The sequence below is a fragment of the Peribacillus folii genome (assembly GCF_030271255.1).
In the GTDB taxonomy this organism is placed as follows: domain Bacteria; phylum Bacillota; class Bacilli; order Bacillales; family DSM-1321; genus Peribacillus.
In genome coordinates, this window is the sequence record NZ_JASJOM010000004.1 from 197,587 (window position 1) to 210,659 (window position 13,073).

Genomic DNA, 13,073 nt, shown 5'->3' on the forward strand with positions numbered 1-13,073 from the left:
TCATCGAATTTAATCAAAAACACTAGACCGATCAATCATTTACCCGCAAGGCATGAATGTGTTCCAAATATGCATAAACTCGTCTATCGGCCTGATAAGGATAGGCATAGTTCAATTGCTTCCCAACCATCATTGCACTTTGATCAAAAGAATGGCACATGGAAAACAGTGCCTGCCAGACACTCTCATACCCGCCATCTGCATATGTGGACAGAAGATGCCCCCAGCTCTCATCGGACAAAAATTTCTCCAAATATTTTCCGCATTTACCGACGCTAACGGAATAGTCGGTTTCAATGCCCACCTGCCATTCCAGCATTTGAATGAACATCTTCCTTATTTGGCCAAGATGTTCCTGAGCATAAAGAATTTCCTTTCGCCATAAACCTTTGGCTACATATGTCGAGACCCACCAAAACTCATTGCAGCAATCGTTATAAAACTCAACGGTAGGTTTTTTCACCCAGTAATCCTCATCAGTGGGAGGAGGAAGCACCGGAAGACAGCCATCTTTATCCATCAAGACGGTCGTTAGCTTATCCTCCCTGCAATACCTTTCTTTTTGCTCTATGGGAACCAATTGTAAATCAATTCGGTTTCCGTCCATGAACAGCATCAAATAAGAGAAGCGATCTCCTAAACTCGGCGGAAATAAAGACATATCCTCCGGGGTCTGCAAGATGATCCTTTCACCAAAGTCATCTATCCAGCCAGGATTCAGTCTGAATGACTCGATATCCGAGACGAGATAGACGATATCATAATCTTGGAGCACATCTTTTGGGACACTCGCATTCGTTCGCGACCCATTCATGCACACAGCGCGAATGCGATCATCACGTTCAGCGACATGGATGATCAATGACATCATCTCTTCTTCTGAGCGCATGAACCATACACCTCCCGTAAATGAATGATGCCTTTATCTTGCATTTAATAGGCAGCTAGGTCACGCAGTGCCTTTTCCACTTTTTCTGGATTCACCATGAAGGACTTTTCCAATGCTGGCGAATATGGCATGGCAGGTACATCAGGCCCAGCCAGTCTCATGATGGGGGCATCCAGATCAAACAGGCAATTTTCCGCAATAATCGCCGACACTTCACTAATGATGCTTCCTTCTTTATTATCCTCAGTGATTAAAAGCACTTTTCCCGTTTTTGCGGCTGCTTCAATGATCGCCTCTTGATCCAGAGGATAAACGGTTCTTAAGTCAAGTATATGAACGGAAATGCCATCACTGGCCAGCTTCTCCGCTGCTTGTAGTGCAAAATGAACACAAAGGCCGTATGTAATCACGGTTACATCATCGCCATCACGCTTGATATCCGCTTTTCCAATCGGTAAAACATAATCATCGTCAGGCACTTCCTCTTTAATTAAACGATAAGCACGCTTGTGTTCAAAGAACAGGACCGGATCCTCATCTCGGATAGCCGCCTTCAATAATCCCTTCACATCATAAGGGGTGGACGGCATGACGATTTTCAGCCCCGGTTGATTGGCAAAAATCGCTTCGACGGATTGCGAATGATATAGAGCCCCATGTACCCCTCCGCCGTAAGGGGCCCTGATGACGATAGGACATTGCCAGTCGTTATTTGACCGGTAACGGATTTTTGCCGCTTCCGATATGATTTGGTTGATTGCAGGCATGATGAAATCGGCAAATTGCATTTCCGCAATCGGCCTCATCCCATACATCGCCGCTCCAATGCCCACTCCGGCGATGGCCGATTCAGCAAGCGGGGTGTCAATGACACGGTGTTCCCCAAATTGTTCATACAAACCTGATGTCGCCTTAAACACGCCGCCTTTCCTTCCAACGTCCTCTCCTAGGACAAATACACGGGAATCACGTTCCATTTCTTCACGTATCGCCATTATCACGGCATCTATATATGATATTACTGCCATCCTCTTTCCTCCTTACTCATTAGCATAAACGTATTTTGAGAGTGTATCTTCCGTTGCAAATGGAGCTTCTTCTGCGTAATCAGTCGCTTCGTTTACAACTTTCATTATTTCATCATTGATCTGTTTTTCTATTTCGTCATCCATGACCCCTGTGGCCTTTAAATAGGCACCGAATGTAATGATCGAATCTATTTTTTTTGCCTCCGATACTTCATCGGCCGACCTGTATTGACTGTCATCATCATCGCTGGAGTGAGGTGTAAGCCTGTAGGAAACCGCCTCGATCAAGCTTGGTCCCTCACCGCGCCTGCCTCTATCGGCCGCTTCCTTCACTGCCAGGTATACGGCGATCGGATCGTTTCCATCCACCGTCACTCCTGGCATGCCATAACCGATGGCCCGGTCAGATACCTTTTTGCAAGCCAATTGTCTCTCGATCGGGATGGAAATCGCGTATTGATTATTTTCACACATCAAAATCACCGGAAGTTTATGTACACCAGCAAAATTCGCCCCTTCGTGAAAATCGCCCTGATTTGATGAGCCTTCTCCAAATGTAACGAAGGAAACGATATCTTGTCCTTCCATTTTTGCAGCGAGGGCAATCCCTACAGCATGCGGCACTTGAGTCGTCACTGGTGAAGAACCCGTCACGATCCGGTTTTTCTTTTGTCCGAAATGGCCTGGCATTTGCCTGCCTCCTGAATTGGGATCTTCTGCTTTTGCAAAACTGGATAACATTAAATCCCTTGCTGTCATTCCAAATGCCAGAACTACCCCAAGATCCCGATAATAAGGAAGAACGTAGTCCTTTTCACGATTCAATGCAAACGCCGCGCCCACTTGAGAGGCTTCCTGCCCCTGACAGGAAACGACAAATGGAATCTTGCCAGAACGGTTTAACAACCACAGCCGTTCATCTATACGTCTTGCCAGCAACATCACTTTATACATCTCAAGCACTTTCTCATCGCTGAGTCCAGCTTGCCGATGACGGTTTTCCATCATACAACTTCATCCTCCTAAACCATATGTAATTTCCATTCTCCTCATAAAATATCTGCAAAAACTATGTTATCTACTGTTATTACCTGGTACTAAATCTACATAATATATCCTACCACTTTAACGCGCATTTTTTCAACTAATTTTCACCGTAACGTCCATGACAGCCCACTCTCAAGTACAAATAAAACGGACAAGAACACCAATAAAGGTGAAACGTATTGTAATAAAATTGAAGATAAACTCGCAGGCCATGAATTAGTTCTCATTGCAAAAAAAAGATTGAACTCTAGCTGAGTCCAATCTTTTTTTAATTTTCCAAGTTTTTCAGCAATTTTTCATGAAGGGCTAAATATTGCTTCACTTCTTCTTCACTTAGTACCTTGAATAGCTCCAACCGCAATTCTTTACCTTTCTGTTGCGCTTCGGTCAGGACTTCAATGCCAGCTTCGGTGATTGCCAGTAATACATTCCGGCGATCACTTTCATTATACTCACGCTTGGCAAAGCCCTGCTTTATCAGCCGATTGGAAATATTCGTCATAGAAGCGGGCGTATACCCAAGCTTATTAGCCATAACCGACTGCTTTTGCGCTCCATTTTGCTTCATTTCAGCTAAAACGAGAATGGGGGAGATTCCAATGCTGTATGGAAATGATTTGGTCCACCTGATTATGGCTTCATTCGTAAATAATTCCACTGCGTGTATTAATTTAAAAATATCCGTTTCCCTCAAAGTTTCCTCCTGTACGATTATCTAAGTTTAATGGATCCGCCATCGAGCATGAGTGTTTGTCCCGTAATATAATCCGAATCTTCGCTGGCAAGGAACACTGCTGTTCTCCCGATGTCACTTTCTAGTTCACCAAGTCTCCTCAGTGGAATCTTTGATACCATGGCTTGATAATATTCGGGTTCTTCTTTTGCCCATTTCTGAACACCCGGTGAGTTTGCAATCGGTGAGATGATGTTCACATTGATGCCAAATGGGCCAAATTCATTAGCCGCCACCCGGGAAATGCCTCGAATGGCCTCTTTTGCAGCAGCATACGATCCTTGGCTGACATCTCCATTCAATCCTGCTCCCGATGCAAAATTAATGATTTTCCCTTTCGTTTCTTTCAAAAATGGCAATGCAGCCTGCATGAGATAAAACGTGGGATAAAAACCGGTATTAAAAGATAATTCCAGATCTTCTTGGGTCGTTTTTTCTATCGAATTCATTTTTGACGCATGAGCATTGTTAACCAGGATATCCAATTTCCCAAATCTATCGATAACCTGCTTCACGATTATTTTTAGTTTATCATATTCAACCAAATTTTCCTGAATGAAAATGGATTCGGCTTGGTGTGCTTGTAATTCTTTAATGGTTTGATTTCCAAGCTCTTCATTTACATCAATGATGACTACCTTAGAGCCTTCCTTCACGAAAGCCGTTGCGATTCCCTTACCGATACCTGAAGCTCCTCCAGTTATTAATGCGATTTTACCTTGAAGTTTGTTCATGATTCAACCACTCCTTCCAAATTTATTTTAACATTAAAATATTTAATATTAAAGTATTTAATGTCACTATTTAAATGAAGAGGAACCAAAAAACCCTAAACCTTCCCAGCTTAAGGAAAGGTTTAGGGTTTTTTGGCTGACGGGAATCAATCAGTTATTCTTTCTTGACATTTTCATAGCAAAGGAATACATATCAGAGCGGAATAACCCTTTATAGTATTCAACCAGGTTGTTCTCGGAATCAAAAATCATACGCTCTGTAATCAGTAAGCACATCGTTTCATCCACACCTAAATGTTCTGCATCCTCCTTGGTCGGATAGCCGCAAGTGATAATCTGTTCCGCTTCACAAAAGTTGATGTTCAGATCGCCTTCTAATGCATCATACAGCACGGTGGTACTTAAATCGAATTGGGTCAATTTTTTTCCTAGTTCCAAAGAATAATAGTGCAGTTCGATGGCAATGGGTACATCCCCCTGTGACCGCAGCCTTTTGATGTGATAGGATTCATCCTCGAACCCATTTGCATCGGCAATATTCTCAGGAGTCACCACGCGGCCGTGATCAAGCAATTTAATTCCCATGCTTTTTGTCGTTTCGGTGAAGCTTATCATTTTAAGCCATTCCTGGACAGGTTTAAGGGAAACGAACGTCCCCTTTCCATGCCTCTTTTCCAATATGCCCTCACGAACAAGGATCGATACCGCTTCCCTAACCGTGCTCCTGCTGACGGAATACATGTCCATGAGCTCCCTTTCACTTGGGATTTTGTCTTTATAATACCCTTTTAGAATTTGATCTTCCAAAATGGTTTTTAATTGGGCATGTAAAGGGATGGGATTTTTAAAGTCTAGCTCCATACGATTTCCTCCAAACAGATAAAGACATTGTAATGTTCGTATCAGTTCTTTCATTGTAAACCAAATAGTTCTAATATTCAAACATACGAGTATGCAGCATTCCCCCCCTCCTTCTGGTCCGAGGAAAAGTAATTGGTTTCTATTTTACAAGAAAAGCCCTGAATGATGCAGATCATTCAGGGCCAACCTAATATGAATTCCCTGCCTATCAAGCCGGAAAAAGGAAATGCCAAATTGGATTAAACGATAAAGTACGAAATGATGGAAAGGAGGAGCGATGTAACGGTCATGGCTAATAATGGGCGCATGGCTTTTGTACGAAGCGCTTGAAGGCTGACATTCAAACCAAGACCAATCATGGCCATTGTTAAAATGAATGAAGTCGTTTTGGAAATAGCATCCATTACGACTGGAGAAACGGCAATATACTCTCCAAATAGATAGCTCCCCATTAAGCTCATGATGATGAAGCCGACGAGAAACCATGGAAAATCAATTTTGGCGGCTTGTGCCGCGTTATCCGACGAACGTCTTTTCATCCAATACATAAACAGGAAGCATAACGGAATAAGTAAAAAGACACGACCCAGTTTAGCGAGAAGGGCAATTGCCAGAGCATCTTCACCTGCGGGAGCTCCTGCCAATGCAACATGGGCGATTTCATGCAGGCTGATGCCTGACCACATCCCATAATCCAAAGCAGATAGCGGGAGAACCGGGCGTAACAGCGTATAAATGATCGAGAAAAGCGTTCCCATTAAAGCGATGATCCCGACACCAATTGCGGTATCTTCTTCCTTTGCCTTCACGATCGGGGAGATGGCCGCGATGGCTGCAGCACCGCAAACCCCCGTTCCTACAGCAAGCAGCAGGGAAATTGAGGCATCCGCCTTAAGCCACTTTGCAATCAAGACCATGGCGACGATGGCAAAGGCCACTGTCCCTATGTCACGGACCAACAATGGCAAACCTTGATTGAATATCACATCGATATTCAATTTCAGCCCGTATAAAATAATGGCAAAACGCAAGAGTTTTTTTGCGGAAAACTCGATACCGGTCCTGAATTTTTCAGGATAGCCAGCTATTTGACGATACATGACGGCAATGATGATCGAGCATGCAAGCGGACCGATCCGGTTGAATCCGGCAATCTTGGACAGGCCAAGACCTAAAAGGGCAATGAAAAAGGTGAAGGCGATTCCGCTCACCCATAGTAGCGCCCTACTTTCTGGGTTTGGATCCGAATCAAGGTGCTTCATGCCCGATTCTTCCAGGGGCTCATATTTTTCTAATTCCATACCTTCGCTCCCCCTTCCAAATAAACATATACACGTTCTTATCCCTGTGGTAAGTAGTCAGCCTTTCTTTGAAAAAGATCTGTTTCTTCAGCAGCAGGAGAAGAAAAGGCGTTGATGAAATCTTCACATTCACTTAAAAATGGCAATCGTTCCGGATGGTTCCCGCATAATTCAGGAATGTCCAAAGTCAGGGAACGATGGCACCTTAATGCCTGTTCCATCGGAATGTGCAAGAACGACCAACCCCCTCTCATGAGCCAGCATATCTCCCCCTTCTTCTTATCCAGTCCAAGGATGGGCATGACAGTAAAATGCGTCATGCCCATATACATCCCCCTCACTTTTTATCAGTCAGCATAATTCATATAAAACCGATTTAACCGTTTCCATGATAAACTGTAAATCTTCAACGGTTGAAGATAAAGGCGGAGCAACGATCAATACGTTTCCATATCCAGGTACGGTATCACCGTTTCGACCGATGATAAGGCCTTTTTCCTTGGAGGACGTTATCACTTTTCCCATGAAGGCATCGGAAACGGGGACTTTCGTCTTCTTATCCTCCACCAATTCGATCCCGAATAAAAAGCCAACACCGCGTACCTCCCCCACTTTATCAAGGGCGGTCAATTCGAACAGCTCACTAAGCGTCGATTCACTGAGTTCAGCCACCCGCTGGACAATGCTTTCTTTTTCGATGATCTCGATATTCTTCAGGGCAACGGCACATGCTGCCGGATGTCCTCCGTATGTCGATACATGCCTGAAATGGTTTAAATCCCCGGCTCCCTTGAATTTATCATAGATATTCGAGCTCACTGCCGTTGCGCCGAGCGGAAGGTACCCACTGGTCAAGCCTTTTGCCATCGTTACAATATCAGGCTGAACGTCATCGGAGTGCATGAATCCGAACATTTTACCTGTTCGGCCAAAACCTGATACCACTTCGTCCACAATGAGAAGAACATCGTGTTTCTTACAAATTTCTGCAACTTTTGTTAGATAGGCCTTTGATGGAACCAGGACACCTCCGCCTGATATGAATGGCTCAAGTATGAGCCCGGCTACCGTTTCGGCTCCCTCGAAGTTAATGACCTGATCGATATATTCTGCTGCCAAGAGGTCGGAGTTTTCAACTTGTTCCCCGAACGGGCTCCGATAGCTATACGGAGGCGGCACATGAAGGAATCCCGGAACCGCCGGATCATATTTCACCCTTCTATTGGCCTGGGCCGTTGCACTAAGTGCGCCGAAAGTATTGCCATGGTAAGCCCTATATCTCGAAATGAATTTGTATTTGCCCGGATTTCCATTTTGGATATGATATTGACGGGCTATTTTGAAGGCGGTTTCATTCGCCTCTGATCCACTGTTGCTGAAAAATGTTGTATAGACACCATTAAGGTGTTCACTGATTTTCGAAGATAATTCGATAGCGGGCTGGTGGCTTAACGTCAACGGAAAGTATGAAAGCTGAAGCATTTGTTCGTAGGCAGCCTGCGCGATTTCTCTACGTCCGTGGCCCAGGTTCAAGCACCATAATCCGGATACCCCATCTAAATATTTATTTCCTATACTATCGGTAAACCATGAACCTGTTCCTTTTGTTGCCATCATCGGTGCATCCTTATCGTTATAGCGATGCATCGCATGCCATAAATGGTCCTTATCCATTTGAACGAGGTCTTTCTTTTCAGCTTCCAATTTCATCATTGAAACCCCCTTATCCCTTTACTTAGACGGTTTGATGCAAATTGCAATGGTGCTATGGTTGACAAATTCCAGACAGCCATCGCACCTGCCTTAAGATGTTAAGCTTCCATTATTTATCCCAGTTTTTATAATCTAAATGAGCATATTTTTCTAATAATCTAGTAGGCATTTTTAGGGCATCTTTTCTGAAAGGTGGTGCCAATTGCGTTCCATCCACTTGAATATCAATGACAGTCGGCTTGTTTGAGCTTATGGCATTTTTGATGGCCCTGCCCAATTCCTCTGGTTTTTCAACCCTTATCCCAACAGCCCCCATTGATCGGGCAACTTCAGCAAAGTCCGGGTTTTGGATATCCGCTCCCACAAATCGATTATTATAAAAATCCACTTGGTTCTTTTTCTCTGCACACCAAGCATTATTGTTAAAGACGCACGCAATGACCGGGATATTTTCTTCAACGGCCGTACTTACTTCATGCAGGCTCATCCCCCACGCCCCATCCCCAACGATCGCTATGACTGGTGAATTCGGCTCGGCCAGCTTGGCACCGAGTGCGGACGGATAGGCAAAACCCGTATTTCCAAATGTTAGCGCAGCGATATGCCTGCGGCTCCGATTGAATTTCAAGTAAGCGTTCGCAGTTGAAGATACATTGCCGATATCCGTTGTGACGATGGCATTTTCAGGCAGCACCTTCGTTAACTCCAATAAAGCCCGGCGGGGATTGATCGGGGTACCATCAACCATCGCAAGTTTCACCAATTCTTCGTCCCATTTTCGTTTTTCATTCACCACTTCAACCATTCGGCTTTTCTCTTGTTTGATGGTAGGGCTCATCGCCTTCAAACGGGACATGATTTCCCTGCTTGCTTCACGGGCATCCCCGATAATCCCCACTTCCACAGGATGTGTCCTGGCAATTTGCCGTGGATTTATATCGATTTGGATGATCTTCGCTTCCTTAGGGAAATAATCGATGTCATAGCATGGCAATGTTCCGAATACCGATAATCTCGTACCGACCGCCAAGACTACATCCGCTTTCTTAAGCGTGTTCATGGCCGCTTTCGATCCCATGTAGCCGATTGGGCCGACAGACAATGGATGATCCGCAGGAAAGGCATCATTATGCATATAAGAGACAGCCACCGGAGCTGTTAAATATTCTGCAATATTCTTAATCTCCTCGATACCATCGGAATCGACGGTGCCCCTTCCGGAAATGATCACCGGATAATCGGCCTCAGCCAACAATTCAGCAGCTTTATCCAAGGAAACGGAAGATCCGCAGCCTCTTTCATTTACGCGATATTGATGGGGCTGAAGGATTTGGTCTTCCACTTCGCCATAGAAGTAATCACGAGGGATATCGAATAATACCGGCCCTCTTTCCGCATATGCAATTCTAAAAGCAGTCCTGAGGCAATCAGCCACACGGCCTGGATGTGTCACCCTTACCGTTTCTTTCGTGATGGCCTTGAAAATGGAAACCTGATCGCATTCCTGAAAACCGTCCCAGCCAACCGTCGGCGTTCCAGCTGAAGGAGAGATCACGACCATCGGAGTATGAGCTTGGTTTGCTGCTGCAACCGAGGTAACCATATTGGTCATCCCTGGTCCATTTTGTCCGATGACGACGCCCGCAACCCCTGAAACCCGGCAATAAGCATCTTCCATATGTGCAGCACTTTGTTCATGGCGGACGCCAATGAAACGGATGCCTGCAGTTGGCAATAAATCGAGCATATCCATGAACGCTGACCCCAGGATCCCTGAAATATGTTTGACTCCTTCCGCCACTAGTGTCTCAACGATGGCTTCACTTGGAGTCATTTTTACTTTCGTACCTCTTCCCACTTTTGTTTCGACCATAGCACATTCTCCTCGTTATAGTATATTCTGATAATGACGTTGCGACGTCCGTACCAGTTATAAGATGTATAATACTACCATTTCACCCAACAGTCAATGAATAATTAGAAAATTTTGAATTTAAAAGCAAGTAGATTGGCAACACTTCACTATCCGATAAAAGAATCCTTCCTTTCTATCAATCTATGGTTGATCCGGTCGATGATTTCCAATAGGTCACCTATTTCATCAATCACGAAATCTGCACCCGCCATCAGGAAACGATTTTCCGCTCGCCTCATCTTCGCTTGCAATTGATAAGGATCCGCATTCGTGATTTCTTGTTCTGAAAGACCGATTTCACTGCCGCCTTTCAAAACGCCTACCGTCCACATTCCCGCAGAGATCCCTTCCTCTATATCACTTACGGTATCGCCTACTTTAACCATTTTACTAAGTGGATACACCTGGAGATTGATTGCCGTCTGAAGACACATCCAAGGCGCCGGCCTCCCCGATGGCACTTCCACAGACGTGACGATCGAATCGGGTTTATATGCCCATTTTTCAGCTTCTTCGGCAACGACAGCTATCATTTCGCGTGTATATCCCGTGGTCGAACCGATTTTGATTCCTTGTTTCCGCAGCTGGCTTACTAGTTCGACTACACCAGGTATAGGCTTGGCATGATATTTCAAAACCTTGAAAATAGTGGCCTCAAAGTCCCGATATAAAGCTTGGGCGTCTTTTTCGTTCGGTTCATTTCCAAATGCCGCGTTCCATACGTCCTTGATCCTTCTCATTCCGAGGATACTTTGAATATGATCTATTTTTGCTAAACCCATCGGTTCCCTTGCTTCCTCAGCGGTGATTTCGATCCCCCTTCTCCTGAATGTCTCGACAAATGCATGAACAGGTGCAAAACAACCATAATCCACTGTCGTTCCTGCCCAATCGAATATTACTGCTTGTACCTCTTCCCGCTCCATCTGCTGTCCCCTCCATAGGTTAAACCCATATTCATTCTCAAGTGATGATGCTTAAACCTTTGCACCCATTCAGTAAATACCATGAATCTTTTATTTACATTCATCCATGCCAAATTGCGGACGTAAGAAAACGATTGCCGTCTCTAACCGATGCTTTCATGACACTTCTTTTCTATGGAGAATATTCGAGCTGACAAGTGATTGAAGTAGGCACTGAGGAAATTTCTTGGAAGCAGACGAGGCAATTTTTTTACGTACAGGATCGAAATGCTGACTACAGTTTTTCTGTATTAGCGGAACCAGGTACAACATGTACATCCTTCTCCATGTATTTCGTTTTTCTTCTTCGGAAGAAAAAAAATGAACAGACAACAATCAAACTAAATAACATTGTAAAGATGAACTGCGGCCGCTGGGAATCGATAAATGCCATTAATATCAATACGGAAATCATGGAAAGAATCGTGACATAGGTCAAATACGGAAATAACCACATCTTGATCTTGAATATTCCTGGATTCTCTTTCTCCATCCGCTTCCTCAAGCGGAGATGGGAAACGGCAATCGATAAGTAGACAAGTATGCCTACCCCTCCCGAGGAATTCACCAAAAAGAAAAAGATTTTATCAGGAGAGATATAACTGAAAATGGTGCTGATGAAAGCGAACAGAGTAGAGCCGAATACAGCCAAAATCGGGACGCCATTCTTGCTGACGGTTGCAAATGGCTTTGGTGCATCCCCCTTTTGTGCCAGGGAGAATAACATGCGGGAACTGGTATATAATCCAGAATTCAAACACGAAAGCAAGGCTATCAGAATCACGATATTCATGATGAACGCAGCAGACGGGATGCCTAGCAATTCCAGCACGGCAACAAATGGACTTTTCAGCAAGGAAGCTGAATTCCATGGCAAAATGGTCACGATTACAGTGATCGATCCGATATAGAAAATCAGGATTCGCCAAACCACACTGTTTAGTGCACTTTTGACTGATTTAACCGGATCGCTGGTCTCACCAGCCGCAATTGCAGGAATCTCAACTCCTACGAATGCATGAAAAACAATCGCGACGCCGACAAGCACAGAACTTATCCCGTTGGGTATAAAGCCGCCAAAGTTGAGAAGGTTTGAGGTGCCAGGTGGTTCAATATTGGGCAACAAGCCAAAAATCACGAGCAAACCCAGACACAAAAATAAGATGATACTGATTATTTTCGTAATTGAAAACCAGTATTCAAACTCGCCGAACGATTTAACGGAAAATATATTCGTCAATTTCAAAAGAACAATCAATGAAAGACTTATTACCCAGACCGGAACCGATGGGATCCAGCCGTGGATGATTGCAGCCCCCGCCGTAGCTTCCAGGGCTATCACGATCACCCAAAAAAACCAATATAACCAGCCTGTCGTGAAACCTGCCCATTCTCCGATTCCTTCCCTTGCGTACACCGCAAAAGAACCCGTATCAGGATTCACTGTTGCCATTTCACCTAGCATCCTCATCACTAAAACGACGATCACTCCTGCCAAAACATATGACAAAACCGCTCCTGGGCCCGTTTGACCAATAATGATACCGCTTCCTACGAATAAACCAGCTCCAATGACACCACTCAGTGATATCATCGTCAAATGTCTTTGTTTCAGACCTGGCTTCAGCTCTTCCTGTTGATTTTTCATACTCGCCACCAACTTTCATTGATTTGGTGAATCAACTAAAGATAATCACTTGAATGTAGATACAAAGCTTTTCCGCATTCTTTCCAATGATTTTAAAAAGGTCGTGGAGCTTGGGCCTCGGCTTTCTGATTCAACACAGGGAAATGCCACCATCTTCATCATGCTCTGTAACTATATACCCCCTTCCCAGTTTCCTTTTAAGCAGGAACTAACATCGTTACATCATGACGTTAGTACCA

Annotated in this window: 12 protein-coding genes; all 12 read right to left on the reverse strand. The window is 44.4% G+C overall.

What is annotated here, in order from left to right:
• Positions 1-31: 31 nt before the first annotated feature.
• The 12 genes from QNI08_RS08140 to QNI08_RS08195 all read right to left on the reverse strand — a co-directional run bounded on the left by QNI08_RS08140 (position 32) and on the right by QNI08_RS08195 (position 12,834).
• Positions 32-889 (reverse strand): aminoglycoside 6-adenylyltransferase, encoded by an 858-nt coding sequence (locus tag QNI08_RS08140; RefSeq protein ID WP_285766921.1) that lies wholly within the window; start codon positions 887-889, stop codon positions 32-34.
• Between the two features lie 44 nt (positions 890-933).
• The gene (locus QNI08_RS08145; protein ID WP_285766922.1) at positions 934-1,917 is read right to left on the reverse strand and encodes an alpha-ketoacid dehydrogenase subunit beta; all 984 of its coding nucleotides are present in this window, start codon (positions 1,915-1,917) and stop codon (positions 934-936) included.
• Positions 1,918-1,929: 12 nt separating this feature from the next.
• Positions 1,930-2,925, reverse strand: coding sequence for a thiamine pyrophosphate-dependent dehydrogenase E1 component subunit alpha (locus tag QNI08_RS08150; protein WP_285766923.1), 996 nt, complete (start codon positions 2,923-2,925; stop codon positions 1,930-1,932).
• A 307-nt stretch (positions 2,926-3,232) separates the two neighbouring features.
• Positions 3,233-3,658 carry a MarR family winged helix-turn-helix transcriptional regulator gene (locus QNI08_RS08155; protein WP_285766924.1) on the reverse strand — a complete coding sequence of 142 codons (426 nt, stop codon included), beginning with the start codon at positions 3,656-3,658 and terminating at the stop codon, positions 3,233-3,235.
• A 17-nt stretch (positions 3,659-3,675) separates the two neighbouring features.
• Entirely contained in the window at positions 3,676-4,431 is a 756-nt protein-coding gene (locus QNI08_RS08160; RefSeq protein WP_285766925.1) for an SDR family NAD(P)-dependent oxidoreductase, read from the reverse strand.
• 150 nt (positions 4,432-4,581) lie between these two features.
• Positions 4,582-5,292: a GntR family transcriptional regulator gene (locus QNI08_RS08165; protein ID WP_285766926.1), complete on the reverse strand. Its 711-nt coding sequence runs from the start codon at positions 5,290-5,292 to the stop codon at positions 4,582-4,584.
• Positions 5,293-5,531: 239 nt separating this feature from the next.
• Positions 5,532-6,593 carry a YeiH family protein gene (locus QNI08_RS08170; protein ID WP_483313756.1) on the reverse strand — a complete coding sequence of 354 codons (1,062 nt, stop codon included), beginning with the start codon at positions 6,591-6,593 and terminating at the stop codon, positions 5,532-5,534.
• A gap of 38 nt (positions 6,594-6,631) precedes the next feature.
• A complete protein-coding gene (locus QNI08_RS08175; RefSeq protein WP_285766927.1) occupies positions 6,632-6,919 on the reverse strand; it encodes a hypothetical protein in 288 nt (95 codons plus the stop codon).
• A 25-nt stretch (positions 6,920-6,944) separates the two neighbouring features.
• Positions 6,945-8,303, reverse strand: coding sequence for an aminotransferase (locus QNI08_RS08180; protein WP_285767132.1), 1,359 nt, complete (start codon positions 8,301-8,303; stop codon positions 6,945-6,947).
• Between the two features lie 112 nt (positions 8,304-8,415).
• The gene (xsc, locus tag QNI08_RS08185; protein WP_285766928.1) at positions 8,416-10,179 is read right to left on the reverse strand and encodes a sulfoacetaldehyde acetyltransferase; all 1,764 of its coding nucleotides are present in this window, start codon (positions 10,177-10,179) and stop codon (positions 8,416-8,418) included.
• A gap of 149 nt (positions 10,180-10,328) precedes the next feature.
• Entirely contained in the window at positions 10,329-11,147 is an 819-nt protein-coding gene (gene phnX, locus QNI08_RS08190; RefSeq protein WP_285766929.1) for a phosphonoacetaldehyde hydrolase, read from the reverse strand.
• A 274-nt stretch (positions 11,148-11,421) separates the two neighbouring features.
• Entirely contained in the window at positions 11,422-12,834 is a 1,413-nt protein-coding gene (locus QNI08_RS08195; protein ID WP_285766930.1) for an amino acid permease, read from the reverse strand.
• Positions 12,835-13,073 lie beyond the last annotated feature (239 nt).